At 42.2% G+C, this 18,013-nt stretch carries 18 protein-coding genes, 1 other RNA gene and 1 pseudogene; 7 read left to right on the forward strand and 13 right to left on the reverse strand.

The window, feature by feature from the left end; translation table 11 throughout:
- Positions 1 to 101: 101 nt before the first annotated feature.
- Complete coding sequence (locus LX73_RS07675) at positions 102 to 1,148, forward strand: isoaspartyl peptidase/L-asparaginase family protein (RefSeq protein WP_246138190.1); 1,047 nt, start codon at positions 102 to 104, stop codon at positions 1,146 to 1,148.
- 252 nt (positions 1,149 to 1,400) lie between these two features.
- On the opposite strand, the gene LX73_RS07680 is transcribed toward LX73_RS07675, so the two are convergent.
- The 6 genes from LX73_RS07680 to LX73_RS07700 form a co-directional block, all read right to left on the reverse strand.
- Positions 1,401 to 2,237, reverse strand: a complete 837-nt coding sequence (locus LX73_RS07680) for a purine-nucleoside phosphorylase (protein WP_148898897.1) — start codon at positions 2,235 to 2,237, stop codon at positions 1,401 to 1,403.
- 101 nt (positions 2,238 to 2,338) lie between these two features.
- A complete protein-coding gene (locus LX73_RS07685; RefSeq protein WP_148898898.1) occupies positions 2,339 to 2,965 on the reverse strand; it encodes a DivIVA domain-containing protein in 627 nt (208 codons plus the stop codon).
- Between the two features lie 45 nt (positions 2,966 to 3,010).
- Positions 3,011 to 3,373: a hypothetical protein gene (locus LX73_RS07690; RefSeq protein ID WP_148898899.1), complete on the reverse strand. Its 363-nt coding sequence runs from the start codon at positions 3,371 to 3,373 to the stop codon at positions 3,011 to 3,013.
- Complete coding sequence (locus LX73_RS12970; protein WP_170245623.1) at positions 3,370 to 3,510, reverse strand: hypothetical protein; 141 nt, start codon at positions 3,508 to 3,510, stop codon at positions 3,370 to 3,372. The genes LX73_RS07690 and LX73_RS12970 overlap by 4 nt, the downstream gene beginning before the upstream one ends.
- Positions 3,511 to 3,623: 113 nt before the next feature.
- Positions 3,624 to 3,938 (reverse strand): hypothetical protein, encoded by a 315-nt coding sequence (locus LX73_RS07695; protein WP_148898900.1) that lies wholly within the window; start codon positions 3,936 to 3,938, stop codon positions 3,624 to 3,626.
- Positions 3,939 to 4,020: 82 nt separating this feature from the next.
- Positions 4,021 to 4,728 carry a YggS family pyridoxal phosphate-dependent enzyme gene (locus LX73_RS07700; protein WP_148898901.1) on the reverse strand — a complete coding sequence of 236 codons (708 nt, stop codon included), beginning with the start codon at positions 4,726 to 4,728 and terminating at the stop codon, positions 4,021 to 4,023.
- Between the two features lie 242 nt (positions 4,729 to 4,970).
- Here LX73_RS07700 and LX73_RS07705 point away from each other — a divergent pair, with 242 nt between their 5' ends.
- From LX73_RS07705 to rnpB, 3 genes are all read left to right on the forward strand, one after another.
- On the forward strand, positions 4,971 to 6,011 hold the full coding sequence (locus LX73_RS07705) for a Nif3-like dinuclear metal center hexameric protein (RefSeq protein WP_148898902.1): 1,041 nt from the start codon (positions 4,971 to 4,973) through the stop codon (positions 6,009 to 6,011).
- 34 nt (positions 6,012 to 6,045) lie between these two features.
- Positions 6,046 to 6,780 (forward strand): zinc ribbon domain-containing protein, encoded by a 735-nt coding sequence (locus tag LX73_RS07710; protein WP_148898903.1) that lies wholly within the window; start codon positions 6,046 to 6,048, stop codon positions 6,778 to 6,780.
- A 256-nt stretch (positions 6,781 to 7,036) separates the two neighbouring features.
- An RNA gene (gene rnpB, locus LX73_RS07715) (RNase P RNA component class A) lies at positions 7,037 to 7,383 on the forward strand.
- A gap of 93 nt (positions 7,384 to 7,476) precedes the next feature.
- Here rnpB and LX73_RS07720 read toward each other — a convergent pair.
- The 3 genes from LX73_RS07720 to smpB all read right to left on the reverse strand — a co-directional run bounded on the left by LX73_RS07720 (position 7,477) and on the right by smpB (position 10,086).
- On the reverse strand, positions 7,477 to 8,724 hold the full coding sequence (locus LX73_RS07720; RefSeq protein ID WP_148898904.1) for an MFS transporter: 1,248 nt from the start codon (positions 8,722 to 8,724) through the stop codon (positions 7,477 to 7,479).
- Between the two features lie 107 nt (positions 8,725 to 8,831).
- Positions 8,832 to 9,608 (reverse strand): M90 family metallopeptidase, encoded by a 777-nt coding sequence (locus LX73_RS07725; RefSeq protein ID WP_148898905.1) that lies wholly within the window; start codon positions 9,606 to 9,608, stop codon positions 8,832 to 8,834.
- 7 nt (positions 9,609 to 9,615) lie between these two features.
- Positions 9,616 to 10,086, reverse strand: a complete 471-nt coding sequence (gene smpB / locus LX73_RS07730) for an SsrA-binding protein SmpB (RefSeq protein ID WP_148898906.1) — start codon at positions 10,084 to 10,086, stop codon at positions 9,616 to 9,618.
- Between the two features lie 220 nt (positions 10,087 to 10,306).
- On the opposite strand from smpB, the pseudogene LX73_RS13210 reads away from it, so the two are divergent.
- Positions 10,307 to 10,545, forward strand: a pseudogene (locus tag LX73_RS13210) (four helix bundle protein).
- A gap of 27 nt (positions 10,546 to 10,572) precedes the next feature.
- On the opposite strand, the gene LX73_RS07740 reads toward LX73_RS13210, so the two are convergent.
- From LX73_RS07740 to LX73_RS07750, 3 genes are read right to left on the reverse strand one after another with little or no spacing between them, the layout of a single operon-like run.
- A complete protein-coding gene (locus tag LX73_RS07740) occupies positions 10,573 to 10,992 on the reverse strand; it encodes a hypothetical protein (RefSeq protein WP_148898907.1) in 420 nt (139 codons plus the stop codon).
- A gap of 60 nt (positions 10,993 to 11,052) precedes the next feature.
- Positions 11,053 to 12,282 (reverse strand): site-2 protease family protein, encoded by a 1,230-nt coding sequence (locus LX73_RS07745; RefSeq protein WP_148898908.1) that lies wholly within the window; start codon positions 12,280 to 12,282, stop codon positions 11,053 to 11,055.
- A gap of 17 nt (positions 12,283 to 12,299) precedes the next feature.
- A complete protein-coding gene (locus LX73_RS07750; RefSeq protein ID WP_148898909.1) occupies positions 12,300 to 13,520 on the reverse strand; it encodes an arginine deiminase in 1,221 nt (406 codons plus the stop codon).
- 228 nt (positions 13,521 to 13,748) lie between these two features.
- Here LX73_RS07750 and LX73_RS07755 point away from each other — a divergent pair, with 228 nt between their 5' ends.
- The gene (locus tag LX73_RS07755) at positions 13,749 to 14,609 is read left to right on the forward strand and encodes a transglutaminase family protein (RefSeq protein WP_148898910.1); all 861 of its coding nucleotides are present in this window, start codon (positions 13,749 to 13,751) and stop codon (positions 14,607 to 14,609) included.
- Between the two features lie 286 nt (positions 14,610 to 14,895).
- On the opposite strand, the gene LX73_RS07760 is transcribed toward LX73_RS07755, so the two are convergent.
- Entirely contained in the window at positions 14,896 to 17,169 is a 2,274-nt protein-coding gene (locus LX73_RS07760; protein ID WP_170245624.1) for a glycosyltransferase, read from the reverse strand.
- Between the two features lie 196 nt (positions 17,170 to 17,365).
- Between LX73_RS07760 and LX73_RS07765 the strand changes: the two genes are divergently transcribed.
- Positions 17,366 to 17,794: a hypothetical protein gene (locus LX73_RS07765; RefSeq protein ID WP_148898912.1), complete on the forward strand. Its 429-nt coding sequence runs from the start codon at positions 17,366 to 17,368 to the stop codon at positions 17,792 to 17,794.
- Positions 17,795 to 18,013: the final 219 nt, after the last annotated feature.

The following is an 18,013-nucleotide window of genomic DNA, read 5'->3' on the forward strand; positions in this document are numbered from 1 at the left end:
ACGGAATAGTTTGTTTTTGAGTTTTAATGCAAAGCCCGACTTTGAAATGGCCAAGAGGGTGCTTATAATTTGAGAAATCAGTCAAATTAATACGGACAAATATGATGTTTGCAAAACAACTAGTCGGGCTACTGGTAATTGTAATGGCGATAGGATGTACAAAAATGGAAGGACAAAATAAGGCAGCGAATCAAGATACGACCAAAAAAGACTGGGCTCTGGTCATTCATGGTGGTGCCGGAACGATATCCAAAGAAAAACCTGATTCGGTGGTTAAAGCGTATAAAAGTGATCTGGATGAAGCTTTATCGGTTGGCGAAAAAATTCTTAAAGAAGGAGGAAGTGCTCTTGATGCGGTTGAAAGTGTGATTAACTACTTAGAGAATAACCCTAAATTTAATGCCGGTAAGGGAGCGGTATTTACGCACGATGGAGGTCATGAATTGGATGCTGCTATTATGTTAGGTAATAACCGTAAGGCCGGAACGATTACCGGCGTAAAGACGATCAAAAACCCAATATCACTAGCACGCTTGGTGATGGAAAATTCAAAACACATAATGTTTGCCGGTGAGGGAGCTGAAGAATATGCCAATCAATTTGATTTGGAGCGCGTAAACCAAGAGTATTTTTACACCGAAAGCCGACACAAAGCCTGGAAGCGAGCCATTGAAGAGGAGAAACAAGACGGAGCACAGTCCAGCGTTATTGAGCCTGGTATCCCCGGTGACTTTTTTGATGAGAAAAAACTTGGTACGGTAGGAGCCGTAGCTGTTGATAAGGATGGACAAATTGTTGCAGGAACCTCCACTGGAGGCATGACGAATAAAAAGTTTGGCCGTGTGGGCGATGTACCCATTGTGGGAGCCGGAACGTACGCTAGTAATGAAGTAGCAGTATCTATGACGGGCTGGGGCGAAAAAATTATGCAGGCTGTATCAGGACATACCGTCAGCGCCTATATGAAACACAAACCTGCAACTGTTCAGGAAGCTGGTAATTATTTGTTGCAAGATGTGCTTAACGAAGGCGAAGCGGGCATGATAGCCGTTGATAAAAATGGCAATACCTACCTGAATATGAATACCCAAGGCATGTTTCGTGGCACGTCTGATTCAGAAGGGAATCGTAAGGTGGCAATTTGGTAGTTGCTTGAGGACTTTGTCTTGTACAACCCCAATGCTTGTTCATTCTGAGCTTATCGACTCCGACAGATTGGGAGCAGATAATGTTTAGCCTTTTGAGGAAGGCCTTTTAATCTTGTTCAGAGTGATAGCCTAGTTGCCAAAGCTCTCTACTTTTTTTACAGAGTTATTCTTGCCACCTACGTAGAGGATTGTTGATTTTCGGATTCCTTTGAGATGAATACAGGAATGCCGATGACGCAGTATTTGGTTAGCTTATACCCGGGTTAAAAAATCTTTAATAATACGCGTCATATCAGGTTCGGCCATTTCTGCTGCTTCTACAACGTCTTCAATACTTACTGGTTCGAGTGCATCGGGGAAGCACTCGTCAGTAATAGCAGAAATGCCGAGTACTTGCATGTCCATGTGAACAGCAGTGATAACTTCAGGTACAGTACTCATCCCTACCACATCAGCACCGATCATCCGTAAAAAACGGTATTCGGCCTTGGTTTCCAGGGTGGGGCCACTGAGTGCAAGATAAACACCTTCGTGCATTTTGATTCCCTTATCCAGTGCTACTTGCTCGGCAATATTGCGGAGTTCTTTGGTATAGGGATCACTCATATCCGGGAAACGCGGGCCGAGGTCATCGTCATTGGGACCGATAAGGGGGTTGTCGCCCAGCATATTGATGTGGTCATTAATCAACATGATATCACCGCGCTGGTAGTTCGGATTCATGCCGCCGCATGAGTTGCTGACGATCATCATTTGTACGCTTAGTGCATGCAGTACGCGGATGGGGAAGGCAATTTCTTGCATAGAATAGCCTTCGTAGTAGTGGAATCGTCCCTGCATAGCCACAACTTTCTTTCCGCTTAGCGATCCAAAGATCAATTGTCCCTCGTGACTTTGCACGGTTGAAACTGGGAAGTGGGGAATATTGGCATAGGAAATAGCTGCCTCCACATCAATTTCATCTGCAAGGTTACCTAATCCCGTACCAAGAATAATCAGATGCTCAGGCCGCTGCTGAGTTTGCTCTTCGAGATAAGAAAGTGCTTCATCGCGTTTTTTGCGAAATTCAGTGACAGATTCTCGATTCATTTGTTTTTATTCGTTTTATTAAAACAAAATTGAAGATACGAAAAGGAGAGCAGAAAAGAATGTTGAGGAAAACGACCGTTGATGCTCACTTCTAACGCCTGTTAGTCCATGTCATCGATGAGGTCATCCATATCTTCGGTTCCCGGTGGTAGTGGTTGACTGTCTGTCTCTACATCTTCATCTGTTTCTTCAGAAAGTGCTTTTACCCGTCGCTTTGCCTTTTCATTCAGGCTTTCTGAAAATTCATCTTCATCGGAAGGAACATCAAACAGAGCAGCTTCATCTTTAGAAAATTGTTCAAGCGATTCTTGGGCCATCTCTAGGTATGATCGAATACCGCTGATAATTTCTTTACGGCGGTCAAGCAGCCGGATGATGCTTTGGCGAACTTGCTGGCGCTGTTGTGTAGCTTCGCGGATAATGGATTCGGCTTCCATTTCAGCTTTTTCCACCTTGTTGCGGGCGTCTTTGCGGGCCCCGGTCAGCTTCTGTTCGGCTGATTCTTTGGCTGTCTGCAGTGTTTCATGGAGTGCTTCTTCAACGCGCTCGTAGTGTTTTAATTTTTCTTCCAGTTCATCAATGCGTTCTTCCAGCTCACGGTTTTTCCCGACCAGGTGTTCCCATTCGTTAGACATCAGGTTGAGAAAAGCTTCTACCTCATCCTTGTCGTAGCCGCGAAAGGATTTCTCAAATTCCTGTTGCTTAATTTCAAGTGCTGTCAGTTTCATAGCTTGTCTCCTAAATAATCAGATAAATTTGTGTAATGTAACGTGCTACTCTCGTAGCATATTCTGTAGGTTATTATCGTCCTTGGAACTGGATTGTTCCTTGGACGTTTCCCGATCTTCAATTTCAATACTCTCTTTGGGCGCTTCAATCTCTGGAGAATTAGCTGATGCTTGTTCCGTGTCTTCGTCAGCAATAATAGCCTCTAAGTGTTCTATGCGCTTGGTTGTATCTTTTTTGTATTCTACAAAGGCTTTGGCCAATCGGTTGAATTGTTCTTCTTCAATTGAGCTGTTATTTCTGTTTATCCACGCTTTTATGATTCCAAACGTTTTGGCGGCCAAGTAGCCAAAGAGCGCAAATGCTCCAATTGAAACCACTAATGCAACTACCATTTCTTGAAAAGTCATAATAGAAGCTGGTTTTTCGATTTTAAATCATTTGCCAAATTATCACTTTCTTGAAGAACCTCAATTTTTGAGAAATACCCGTCACGTTTTCCTTCCTCAGCAATAATAGTTTTTAAATATTGTATTCGCTTAGCCATATCCTTTTATGTTTTGTAAACGATTCAGTCAGCTTGTTAAATCTGTTTGAAGCCTACTTTGTATGAAGGTTAGTCCCTGTTGTATAGGTAATTCATGATTGTCTCAGAACCTATTATTTGTTCCTGCGTTTGTCTGCGATATCTGAAACTTTTTGTTGATTTTGCTCTTTAACAGATGGTTCTTCTTCAATTTCAATTTCACTCATACCAGTTCCTGCCCCGGTCTTAAAGTCATCGGGTTCACCCGCAGCAATGGCTTCGAGGTTTTCAATACGCTTTTTTAGTGAATTGATAAGCTTTCGCAGATCTTCAACCTCTTCTTCGTTTTGGCGGCTTTTATTTTTTATTTCTAATTTATTGCGCTGGTATTCGATAGCCAGTCCGCCAATAATGGAAACCAATACAATCAGAAAAATCCAAACTGTCATAACACTTTGCTTTCGTTAGTAACTGTAATGTACTAAATCTGAGATAGATTGAAAGCACTTATACTGACATTCTAACGAATAGTTACGTATAGTTACGTTCGCCAAAAATGGCGCGCCCTACCCGAAGCATGGTGGATCCTTCTTCTATCGCTACTTCCATGTCGTTGGTCATGCCCATAGAAAGTTCATCAAGCGACACATTTTCGGTTTCATATTTTCGATGTTCGTCGCGCAGTTTACGCAACATGGCAAATTGGGGACGTACTTGTTCAACTTCATCAGGATCTACAAAGCTGGCCATGCCCATCAGTCCGTGGATACGAACGTGATCAAGCCCTTGGGCATATTCCAAAATTTCAGGCAGCTGTTCAGCTTCGCAGCCACTTTTTTGATCCTCTCCGCTGATGTTAATTTGAACCAAGGTGTTGACGACCCGATCTATGCGAGAGGCTCGTTTTTCAATTTCTCTCAAATATTTCGATTTACTAATTGAATGGATCCAGTTAACGCGATCTACTATATATTTAATTTTATTGGTCTGTAAATTGCCAACCATGTGCCACTGAATTTCTTCTTCCCCATATTCGCCCATCTTTTCTTGCAGTTCCTTGGCGCGGTTTTCCCCGAAATGCAGTTGTCCACAACCAAAAGCTTCTTTAATATTACTCAGTGGCTTCATTTTGCTGACGGCCACCAACGTAATTTCATCGGGATTTCGCCCTGCTTTTTCGCAGGCATTAGAAATACGTTGTTGTAAACTATCCAGGTTTTGACAAATGTCTTTACTCATTAACAGGTATTTTCTATAGGAGGTTTATTATAATAAGTAGTCTTAACAAAGTTCAGAATTCTATTGAAAAATAAGCTTTTAAGAAAGCTATTAAAATCATATTTTAAAGGACTGAATTAAATAATTGAATTTACGTTGATTAGGAAAACGACGGGTATTTTTAATTTCGAGTCTGATATAACCAGTTTCCATCTCAGGCCAAAGAAAATGGCAACGACAAAAAACCGAGGTGGATCGCCCAAATGAATATTCAGGTTCGGCATATTTCCACCTTTCTTAACCAATGGGCTCCCCCCAGTACCAAACTAGATTATGACAACGTCGGGCTCCTTGTCGGCGATCCGGATCAAGAGATTTCACGTGCGCTAACCTGTCTGGATGTAACACTGGATGTTGTTGGCGAAGCCATCCAGAATGATTGCGATCTGATTGTTGCCCACCACCCGCTCATTTTTAACGGTATTGATCGTATAAATCCCACAAATGAGCAGGGTAAAATCACTTTTAAGCTTATCAAAAATGATATTGCGCTCATTGCTGCTCACACTAATCTTGATGCTGCGCTTGATGGTGTATCATTTGTGTTGGCCCAGCAGTTAGGGCTCGAGAATCTGCAGTTTTTAGATAGCAGCTATAATATCAGCCGTAAGATTGTACTTACCACCGACCATTCTGATGAAGATTCAGTACTCAAGCTTCTCAATTATTATTCGGCTGAGGAAGCTCATTATTATGAGGTAAAAGGCAAGAAGGATGGCCAGCGAACCTATGAAGCTATCATGGATGAGCATCATGTAGCGGATTTAAAAAGTGAGCTTGAAAAAAACGGATTGTTGCATGAAGGTAGCTTTCAAGTGATGGAGGTTGCGAGCCCCTCTAATAACGTAGGTATGGGGGTGGTTGGATTTTACCGTAACAAAGGATTGACGAAACAGCAATTTTTAGATGGCATTGCCGATGCATTGAATGTTAAGGCTGTACGCTATTCAGGTTCTGTGGATCGCATTAAAAAGGTAGCTGTTTGCGGTGGAGCGGGAGTTTCGCTAGCACGGCAGGCAGTAGGACAAGGTGCGCAGGCCTTTGTGACATCAGATATTAAATACCACGATTATTTTACCGATACCGATGACTTTTTACTGATTGATGTAGGACATTATGAAAGTGAAGTGCCCATTGTGGCAGCACTAAAACAAGAACTTACCGAAGCTTTTGAACAGCTGGATGTTTTTGAAACAGGGATTAATACGAATCCTATGCAGGTTTTTATACCTGACAATAAATAAAATCCGCAGGAATAAACGACGACAATAATTACTTATGGAAGAAGTACTTCAACAGTTAGCTAATCTTCAATATATCGACAGCAGAATTGATGAGCTTAAACAGCTGCGGGGTGATCTACCGGAGGAAATTCTCGATATAGAGACTGATATAAATCGATTTGAGGCTAAAATTGATCGGCTAGAGGAAGAGAAAAAAGACCTAAAGGTTGAAAATGATAACCTCGAGCTGGAGATCAAAGATGCCGAAAATAAGATGGAAAAATATGAAGAACAGCAGATGTCGGTCCGTAATAATCGAGAGTATGATGCGCTGACTAAAGAGATTGAGTCTCAAAAGCAGATTATTGAGAACTCACAATCTCGAAAAGAAGAAATTGAGAAGCGCCTTCAAGAAATTGACCCCCAGATGGAAAAGATTCAAGAGCAGCTGGAGGACACTAAAGAGCTCTACGAGGAAAAACAGGAAGAGCTTGAAGAGGTAAAAGAAAATACTCAGAAAGAAGAGGATATGCTTGAGGAAAAGCGTGAGGAGGTTGAGAAAGATATCGACGAGCGTTACCTAAAGAGTTATAATCGTCTTCGCAATGGCCTTTCAAACGGTCTTGCTGTTGTTCCGATGGAAAAAGGAGCTGCCCTTGGAATGGCATTGCCGCCGCAAACACAAGTAGAAGTTCGTCATAAAAACAAGATTATCATTGATGAAAACAGCGGACGTATTGTAGTGCATGAGTCCTTTTTTGAAACGGCTGAAGAAGAACTGTCGCTCTAGAAGTAACGGTATCAAATTAGTTTCTACTTAAAAGATGTACCGCATCGACTTAGATGCGGTATATCTTTTTTCAACATTCTTACTAAGAAATTTATTTCGCTTCTTCCCTATGGTACAGAACAAGATATTTATTAGTGGGGAGTAGCTTACTATCACTTCTCGAGATGGATACTCATTATAGCAGTTTACTGTTATGATTAGGCTGCTAAATTGTTCCATCAAATAAAATATTCCGAAGATTTTTGTATATTTAATAATGGATGATCGGGCAACCGCTCACCTGTCAGGTGAGAGGAAAGTCCGAACACCAACGAGTACTGTGTTTCCTAACGGGAAGATTCGGGCAACCGGATAGAAGAAAGTGCCACAGAAAAATAAACTACCCGGCATGTATGCTGGGAAAAGGTGAAAAGGTGAGGTAAGAGCTCACCGTCCCGCATCGCAAGGTGGGGAGCAGGGCAAACCTCACAGGGTGCAAGCTCATGTAGGTCGTACGCCGCTCGTCGTTATACGGCCGGGTGGAGTGCTTAAGTTCCGGGGCGACCCGGGAATTAGATAAATGATTGCCTCTGACAGAATTCGGCTTACAGATCATCCCATGAAATTATATCAAAGGGCTGCCCGAAAGGGTGGCCTTTTGTATAGTAAGAGATGTGAACAGCTGTTTTTAATTTAAACGTATGCCGTAATGTAACACTATTCGGCTGGCGGCATGCCGTAACTAAATACTGTTGATTCGCGCTGAACGGTTTCAGGCATTCGTTTATAAACAATCCATGTACCAATAATAGTTGCTATTCCGATAACGATAAACGGCAGCTCGAAGAAAAAGACCGTTAACAGTCCCGCAAATAGCGGACCAACGGCAATTCCGAGTCCAAAGCCCATCGTGACCACGCTCATCTGACGTCCTTCGCCACCTGTTTTGGATAGATCAGCAGCGAGAGCAAAAGCAGGAGCTGCAACCCCGGCAGCGGCAATACCCTGTAGGAGGCGGACGATAATGAGCTGTGTTAATGTTTGTACTTCACCCATTATAATAGTGGTTAAGCCCATGATTGCAAGGCCGCCCAGGATAAATGGTTTACGGCCGAACTTATCAGAAAAATGGCCCAGGGGCACTTGGGAAATAAGTCGGCCGACCATCAGCATACTAAAGGCGATGCTGAAGCCGATGGCGGTCATTTCGAGTCGGGCATTAAACTCATTTTCGAGTGTGGTAACCATTGAGAAGCAGCAAGCCATTGCAAAAGTAGCCAAAGCTGCAGTGAGAATCCCGTCACCGTATAGGGATAAATCAAATACTTTGAGGTGGCGCGTAACTTCTTTATCAGTCTCAATCTTAACCTCTTTAACCCAACTTTGAACGAGTAACATTGACAGAATGATAAATCCCGACCCCAGGTAAAAAGCGGCGTCAAAACCGTAGTGAACCTGCAGGTATCCACCGACAACAGGCCCAATGGCAAAACCGATAATCCGAAAGGTGCTATATACGCCCATCGATCCACCGCGGGTACTTCGTTCCGTGATGAGGGTCATCAGCGAAAGAACAGCTGGGATGGTGATGGCTACGCCCAATCCCTGCAGTGTACGTAAAATGAGCAGATGAATGAAGTTGTCTGCAAAGATAAAAAATAAGGTACTTATGCCGATGAGGCCCAGACCAGCCTGGATTAGTTTTTTTCGCATGTTGAGCTTGTCGCTGAGTGCACCCATCACCGGCTGAAAAATAGCAGCAATAAACCCAAACAGAGAAATTAAAATACCCACAAGAATAGGGACCGGAAAATCGACAAAGTTGCTGGGCAGTTTAGCTACATAAAGTGGAATAAGAATGAACAAGATGCTGTTGCCCATGGCATCGGCCATGCGTGCAACAGAGAGCGCTAGCACTCCTTTGTTAATACCGAGTGTCTTGATAAGCTTATCTTTGAGGGGCAAAAAGTGGTTGCTTACTATTTTTATGATTGGCTATTTGATCATAGAATGAGAACGGTTTTCAGAGGTAATCGTTCCATCCAACAGGCATCAAAAATAACAACCGAATGTTAAGATTTGATGTAGGTTTCAGGATCTTGTCGGTAAAACTCACTCAGTTGATGATACAGTTTGGGGTGTTGATTCTTAAGTTCTGTGGGTCTCTCAAAAAAGCATTCAGTTATAACGGCAAAAAATTCTGCTAAGTTTGTAGCGCCGTAAGAATCCAGCAGTGTCTCTCTGTTTCGCTGCAAATCAGAAACAAATTGTTGGTACTCATCGCCAACGACTCTGGCCCAAGACAGGAATTGGGATTCCTCATATTCGTCTTCTACTTGGCTGGTAGCCCCGTATTCATAATCCAGCTGGTGGGCAAATTCATGGAATACCAGGTTTTGTCCATCGTGGATGTCACGTGCGCCATTTTGAACCTGATCCCATGCCAGAACAATAGTTCCCCGGGACCAGGCCTCGCCATGTCTCTGCTGGAACCCTTCTTCCACAAAAAAACTGTTGTTCCGGTTTTTTATTTTAGCTACATAAGGCTTGGGATACACGAGAACCGATCGCAAATCATTATAGACAAACGAATAGTCATCAGTGCCGAGGATCAGGATGCAGGCTTGGGCAGCAATGGAAACACGAATTTTATCCGTAATTTCTAGTCCGGCACAGCCTTCAAAATTTGTTTCATTCAGAAATATAGTAATGAGCTCTTTTAATTTTTTCTGGAGCCCACCGGGCAGATGCTGTATGTAGGAAACGTTTTCAGAAAGAATGGATTCCCATTCTTGGGGAAAGGAACGTTTTGCAATGCGTTTTCGGCGCCAACTGGTAAACCCAAACATGGAGTGGTTACATATTTACTTTATAGGACCCTTTGTACTTGCGATCCAGTTCGCGCTTCATATCACGTTCTTTAATGTCCTGGCGCTTGTCGTGCTTCTGTTTACCCTTGGCAATGCCAATTAAGACCTTGGCATACCCTTTTTTAAAATAGAGCTTGAGCGGGGCCAGCGTATATCCCTTTTTATTAACGGCTTTATCCATATCACGAATTTCACGCTTGTTAAGAAGTAGCTTGCGTTCCCTGCGCGGATCGTGGTTTTCAAAAGAACTGTGCTTGTACGGCTTAATATACATATCCCGTAGCCATACTTCCCCATCTTTGAGGTAGGCAAATGCTTCGCTGAGACTAGCCTTGCCGTTACGCAGTGACTTCACTTCGGTACCTCGTAAAACAAGCCCGGCCTCGTACGTTTCCTCAACATGATATTCGTGCCGTGCCTTCCGGTTTTTAATGGTTGGTGTGGAATTGTTGGACATTGTTTATAAAAACTATGTAAGGATTTGTGAGTGTTGGAGTCTTACTATAAGGTAAACAATTAGCTTTCAGTCTTCAGCTATCAGCAACTTATTAAATACTATTTATTATGAGAAATTTCAGAAATTTAAAAGTTTGGGAAAAGAGTCATAATCTGACCTTAATATTTACGAATATACATCTTCTTATCCGACAGATGAACGTTATGGCTTAACAAGTCAAATGCGTCGATCGGTCTCTTCTATCCCCTCCAATATTGCAGAAGGTTGTGCAGGAATTCACAACCCCAATTTGCAAGATTTTTAAATATTGCATTTGGGTCTGCATCTGAATTGGAGTATCAGTTGATCTTGAGCAAAGATTTAGGATTTCTTAGTGAAGAAATATTTAAAAAACTGTTTGATAACGTCACAGAAATAAAGCGTATGATAAGCTCTTTTACTAAAAGAAGTTCAATCTGATAGCTGAATGCTAACTGCCGAAAGCTATTAGTAATCAAATCCAAGTTCATTAAGGTCAGCAATAATTTCTTTGCCCGGTGATTTCTCTGGCATGGTACTGTAAATATCCATAATCTGCTTAATCTCAGACCGTGCCTTTTGGTTTTTGGGATTGATATTCAGTACAGCAATATATTGTTCCAGTGCCGAGGTCATCCTGCTTCGCATGGTACTGTCTTCCGGCCCGCGATATTCTAGGAAAAGACCATAATTGAGGTGTGCTTTTTCTTTAAGACGGCCAAGGTTAGCATTAGTATCTTCAGCCGAAGCATTGTTTAAAAGATCCAATGCTCGTGTATAATTGTCATCTGCAATAAGCTGATCAATCCGTTTAGGTAAATCTTCGGGCGTGCTGTTACCGCAGGCGATAAACAGTGGAATCAAGAATAGCAGCGAGAGATAGCGCATAAAAATTAATTTTGATAAGGATCGAAGTTGTATTGAATGTATAAGATAACTAAAAGATCTCTAGATTAAATACAGGGGATTGGGACTAATACAGAGCACAAAAATAACCATGCAAAGCCATCCCAGGAATCGGCGGGTAGGAGTCAGTTTGCGTTCACGCAGTGCCGGGGGATGCTCAATTCCTACCAGGTAGGCAAGAAAAAATGACCAGAAAACCCAGATAAGTGAACCTGAGGTGGTGATGTTGCCCACATATAGATACAGGAATCCGGCCGAGCTGGCGATACTTGTAGCCAACGTAGGGATAATCCACTGTAGATCGCCTTTGAATGCTTTTCTGAGCAATGTATATAGTACGGCTGCCCAGATAATCCAGCTTAAGATGCCGAGGGAATTATCGAAATCGCCGAGATTCATATGGATAAAAGGAATGGCCTCTATACCCGCCAGCGTTATTAAAACTCCAAAAAACAGGCGGGCTACGATCTTGTGTTTTTTAAATCCGATAAGGGAATAGAGTATATGGCCCCCATCGAGCTGACCTATGGGCGTTAGGTTCAGTGCCGTAAAAAACAGCCCCAGCCATCCCGCAAACAGAAAGGGATAGTGATACATCTCCCACATGGGGGGTACGTTCTCATAAAATGAGGCCAGTGCACTGTAAAGAATGGTGTTACCCACCATTAGTACGTTGCCGTTGGTTTCCTGCGGCGGATTATCAGGATATACGCCATTTTCTGCGACGTATTCTTTGACTGCTTCGTGGCCTTCAAAGTTTTGTATATAAGATGGTTCCGGCAGCGTCGAAAATCCATAGATGAGAACAACCAGCGATACTACAAAGCCGGCCAGTGGTCCAGAAGCGCCCACATCAAACATTTTATAGGTGTCATTAATTTTTTGTTTGATGCGGATAACGGCTCCAAACGTTCCAATGCCCAAGGGGATAGGGATAAAATAGGGCAGGGTAACTTTAATTTTATGATATACGGCTGCAAAATAATGACCAAATTCGTGTACACCCAAAAAACCTAAAAGTAGTCCCGCAAAAAGGAGACCCCGGAAAAAATCTGAGAGCGATGGTAGTCCCAAGGGAAATGGTGCAGGATTGAATCCGACAAAGCTGGAGCCAGTTAGCGATACTGTGAGTACAGTAATCAGGAAAAGTGCTAGATGTTTAGCAATGGTCTTAGGATCCAGTTCCTGTCTAACTTGTTGAGAAAAGGAAGATTGAGCATTAACGAGATCGAGTTGAAAGTCTGTTGTTTCCGTTGGGGGTTTGTTATCCAAAAGTATTAGTACGTTTATTAAGTTCTTGTAATGGGCATCGTCATACAGCGCGCGCCGCCCCGCCCGCGGCAGAGTTCGTGGCCGCGAAAGCTAATGGCAATTTTTTTATCTGACGGATCAAAGTTGCGATCACTGTATTCTTCGACAAATTCGTATTGGTCCATTAGCTGGTAGCCGTGATTTTTTAGTTCCCGAAATGTATTGGTGTTCCGTTCATATCCAACAATAACGCCGGGAGCCAATGCAAAAACGTTTGCACCGTCAGTCCATTGTTCACGAAATTGATTGGTACGCTGGTCTCCTCCACAATTGATAAAGGTGAAGTCACGATTCATAAGTTCGGTGAGTGCCTTTTTTAGCGAAGGCATCGATTCTGTAATAATAGAGCCATTCTGTGATCGCAGTGCCACTACATTGTTTTGACGCTGAGTGATATCCGGAGGAAATGCAATACATTCATGCTCACTGGAAAAAGTGAAAATAGTATCCAGGTGCATCGATGAACGTTTCTTGGGGATGTCCACAGCCAGCACGTGCTCAACACCTTGTTCCAGTAATCCTTCGGTAGCTGTCATCAATCCGCTAAACGAAGTGCGGGCACTCATGCCAATGAGTACAACTTTTTCGGATGCTACCAACACATCACCGCCTTCAATAGATTCTTGCTCATCAATGCGTATAGTGTTTTTCTTAATGTCAGCAAATAGCGGGTGATGCTGTATGAGCGTTTCCATAAGGATGGATTCACGAATACGGGCTTTTCTAGCCGGCTGTGAAAGTAGTATGCTATCATTGACGACTGCTGCGAGGTCGCGGGTAAATAGCAGATTGGGCGTGGGATGGAGTGTAAAGTTCTGTATCGAATCTGTGGCTCCATTAATAACAAAGCGGAGCAGTTCATCTGCATCCAGGGCAAAGAGTTCGTCTTCAATAGTATGAAGATTTTGTTCGCTGAGCCGCCCAATCAGCTTTTCAATAAAAAAAGATCGAGCATTATCCTGCTTGAAACACTCCCTCAGTAGATCAGTAATTTCATAAATGGTTCCGTCTTCGGGCATGGCAGCTTTAAAAACGTTGAGCATATCAAGGTGCTCACGGCGGGCATCTTCTTCAAAAATGATATCATCGAACAAAAGCTCGTCTTTTAATTCTGGGTTTACAAGCGATACTTCGGTGCCCGGAGTGTGAACGATGACACTTTTAAGCTGAGCCGTTTCTGATGTGACGGATAAATCCATTGAGGCAATTTGCTTTATTGGGTTTTAATGAGCTGAAGATACAGTTTTTAGACTGTAACCACTCACTAGTGCTGATTCCAAATATACATGTTGATCGGGCAATTTTTAAATCCTAATTAAAGTAGAAAAGTAGTATAGAATTTCTCTATATTTTCGCACGATTGGCAGTGAAAAACTGTTAATTTGTTTCATTAGTCGAACACCACTTTATATTGGATTGATAATTATATGTCATCATCGTCTGAAATAGAATCGCTGGTTTATTTGCTTGAGGACCCGGATCCTTATGTGCAGGATAAGGTAAGATCGCGGCTTTTTGAGCTGGGTGAACAGGCAGTGCCGCTGCTTGACCAGCAGAAAAATAATACTCAGGATGAGGGTGAGCGTGAGCTGATCAGCGAAATAATCCGGTGGATTACCTACAGCAGCGTTGAGAATGACTTTATGGATGTGGTAAGTGGCGGACTTAATAATTTAAAAGAGCTTGAAGATGCTATTTTTATTCTGTCACGATTTAACAATCCTACCTTGCGTGCCAGTGAATATAAGAAAAAGCTAGACCGGTTTGCCGAAACTATTGGTGATGAAGTGCGCTATGCTCTTGATGACAGTCAGAAAATGCATGTTGTGCTCGATTATGTTTTTGCCGAACTGGACTTTAGTGGAAGCACCAAGGATTATTACAACCCTGAAAATTCATACTTGAATTGCGTGATTGATCGGCGGCAAGGATTACCCATTACACTATCACTTATTGTGTTGTTTATTGGTCGCCGGCTACAGCTTCCTTTTCATGGTATAAATATGCCCATCCACTTTATGTTAACTTACCAAGGGGAAATGGAAGAGGTACTTATTGATCCTTTTGATCACGGTAAGTTGGTAGATTATAGCCAGTGCTATTATTTCTTAAAGCAGAATGGTATTGATCCTAAAAGCAAGCACTTTTCGGTTGCTTCCGAGATAACTATTCTGGCTCGCTGTATCCGGAATCTTATTAACAGCTACGAAAAATTGGACCAGTTGGATACAGCAGAAAACCTGAAAAACTTACTCAGTACGGTAGAAACTATAGCCGCCCAACACTAAGTCTGTTTATGAAATTAAAGGGATAGTTGAAGAAGTCCTCTTTTTGCAGCAGCTTACAATGCGCCTATTGAAGGCGTCTCTCTTGATGAATAACGGAAGCCCGCTTTGAACGGTGGGGCTTTCTTTTATTATATGTGAGTGTTTAGGCTGGGCTTATTGAGAGCTTATCTCAGACAATTTTCGGCATAGTGCGTAATTATATGCTAGTAAAGGCACTATAGGCAGGCCACGGGGCGAAAAGATATATTACTACTGGCAGCTTACACTTAGGATAGCATGTAACGCCCTACAACGAGAACCCAAAGGTATCTTGTTTCTCATTTGCAAATTCAAAGGGATTGATTTGTTCAGCTATCTTATAAAAAGACTGTGCTTCTTCTTGGTTGTTATTAAAACGATGAATATCGCCGGCTAGTTTGTAGACCATAGGATTTGAGGGGGCTTCATCCATCAGGTATTTGAGTTTGGGGATGGCATCATCCAGGTTTTTGTTATCTACATTAATAGCCAGGCGATAGAGGTCGGCCCGCAACGAGTTGTTTTGCGGCTTGAGCCGATCCAGGTAATGCAAGCACCGCGAATAGATATTGCGTTCATAATAAAAACGCACCAGTTGAAATATCAGTGCAGCAGATAACTCAACATCATCAAGCTGATCTTCAAGACGGCGCATGATTTCGCGTTCTTCCATTACCATAAACAAGTGAACAAGTCGGCAAATCGTATCATCATCATGTTCCGCCTTTAGTATTTCGGTTTTTAATTCATCGGTAAAAAGTCTGTGGAACTGTTCTATAATTTTTTCTTCAGGGAAGAGCGGGTTTACCAGTTCATCAAGCGCAAGCAGCTGGTCGAAAGTACTTAGAGATTTCAATTCTTCTTCTGAAAAGACTTCAATATTCCACTTCTCATTAAAGTAAGCTATATTTTTCCAATATTGTTCACTGTTGGTATCCAGATCAAGAGAAAAGGTGGTGGTGCCCAGATGGTGCTTAACATTTATATGTGGAGCAAGGCCCACCTTGTGACCATCTGACCGGGCCTGAAAACAAAAATCGATGTCTTCAAAAAATGCCATTTCAAACTCTTCATCCATCTGTAGGTTGGCATCAGTACGGATCATCATGCAAAAACTGTCAAGATATTCAGTACGGATCAGCGTGGGGGCGTCATCGTCAACATTTCGTTCCGCCTGATCGGGATTCAGCGTCTTGTTGGTAGAAGGTCCCATCACCGCGTATTGGGGGTTATTATCCATTAGCTTCGTTAGGTGCGCAATAGCATCGTCAGTAAACTCAACGTCATTGTGGAGCACGCAGGCATACTTGCCATTGGCTTTTTCAAGTCCACGATTGACCGAGGCTGCAAAACCGACATTTTTAGGATGCGTAATAACAGTGCAGTCCAAAAATTGCTTTTCCTGAAGCTCGTCCAAATAGTCGTGAGTATTATCTAGACTGGCATTGTCAATAACGATAAGCTCTAGGGGGGAGGTGTCACAGTGTTCAGAAATTGAGAGTAGACAGTGTTCTAGGGCTGGTTTTCCGTATGCTGTTGTGGGGATGATAAGACTGACCTTTGGTTTTTTCGTGTCAGTTGGTTCAGTTGTTTTCCTTGGTTTTTGTTCTTCCGATTTACTTACCTCATGCTTGAGTTCGGATGCCTCAACAAACCGACGTTTCTTTTCGAGTACTTCAATTTTTAGCTGACTTGCTGCCTGATGGTTGGGATGGTTCTGTAGAACTTCTTCAATGAGTTCTAGTGCAGCATTGAAGCGCCCGTCTTTTTTCATGTTTTCAGCTTCGCTCAGTAAATTGTTATCAAATGATTTTTGGCCGGTAGAGGAATCCTGCTCTTGTAGTTGTTCAAGTACTTGGGTAACCGATTCCCGACTGTCCGCACGATAATCAGTTTGTCTAAGTAGAGTCATTATAATCTCTTCCCGATCCCGCACGGTTATATTTGGAGATTCGAGGAAACTATTGGTTGTATGCCACGACTCTGATTCCATAAATGAGGAGTCGCCCAGCCGGGCCGCGAGTTCGAGGCTGTGGTAGTGCTGCAAATATGGGTTGAAAAAGCGATTACCTGATGCAATCGTAGATAAATTCCAAATGAAATGGCTATCCTGTGGCCAGTGGCTGTTTTGTAAGAAAGATAACCATTGGTCGTGGCCGGTCGGTAGATTGGTGTCTTGAACGAGAGCCGAATATGAAGATTGGTTCAGTTTTTTTAGCTGTCGGGCAAGTAGATTTTCATTGATATCCTGAAGTGTTTCGGGCGCCCAGAATACCGAGCCGTTGCATTCTAGTAACACTTCGTTGAGGGCGTTACCGCGTCCTGATGGCTGATTGTGAGAAAAGAAGAAAGTATGCTCATGCTGATAATAATCTAGCAGTGAGGTTATGGCATCAGTCGTTCCATCGGTAGAGCCATCATCAATAACAAAAAGTTCAAAAGAAAATGCAGAGATGTCATAAAGAGTATCCAGAGTTGGTTCAATAACATCTCGTTGATTTTGGAAAACAAAAGCAACCGAAAGCAGTGGTTTGTCAGCCATAAATGTGCATCCCGATTGGGCAGTTAGTTTACCGAAATATACGAGCTGAAGGTGAAAAGGCGAAAATGATTTCTTTACAAGAAAGGGGAGGAGGTACAGTTTGTTATAGGGGGTTTTTAAAAGGATTTGTAATTTGTCATATTTTATATATTCTATCATGAACAAATTCATAAATAATTTTATAATAATTTTGCTTATGAAAGTTTTAAGGGAGATGCACTTGTCTATTATTATTCTTGCTGTTGCTATTATTGGATGTTCTAGTATGGGAACTATACAGGGCGATGCCTCAAAAGTTTATAGTGAAAAATATTCTAGAATGGGTGATGTTGTTGAACAAGCTATTAATAATAGATCGCTAAGTATTCAATCTATTAATGAGCCTTCATCTGGAGACAAGGTGGTTATAAAATTCAGTAAACCGATAAAGACATCGAGCCAAGATTATAGTAGTGAAAATGTTATTTCCGGGGATATTGCTGAAGTTATTATTGAAAAGGTTGACACTAAAAAAACAAGAATTACGATCTTCAATCCAGAGTATCATTATTCTGTATCAAGTTCTGAGAGAAAAGAATATGCTAAACAATTGATGAATGATATTGATGAAATCCTTGGTCGTTAGTATTTGACTGTGATTTTTTGAGCAGTTGAATGACGATTTTCTCTGTATGTATATTTATCGCTATCTGAATTTGGATCGCTATTTTCATCATTGCTCTCTGTGAGTCTATACAGACGATTCCCCATTTTGAAAGGGCAAAATAATTTGGTCAGGTAAAGCAGTAGTAATTACGAATTATAGATTAATTACAGTTTGCAAAATAAAGTTAGTCAGAATTGG

This window comes from Fodinibius salinus, from assembly GCF_008124865.1.
Taxonomy (GTDB): domain Bacteria; phylum Bacteroidota; class Rhodothermia; order Balneolales; family Balneolaceae; genus Fodinibius; species Fodinibius salinus.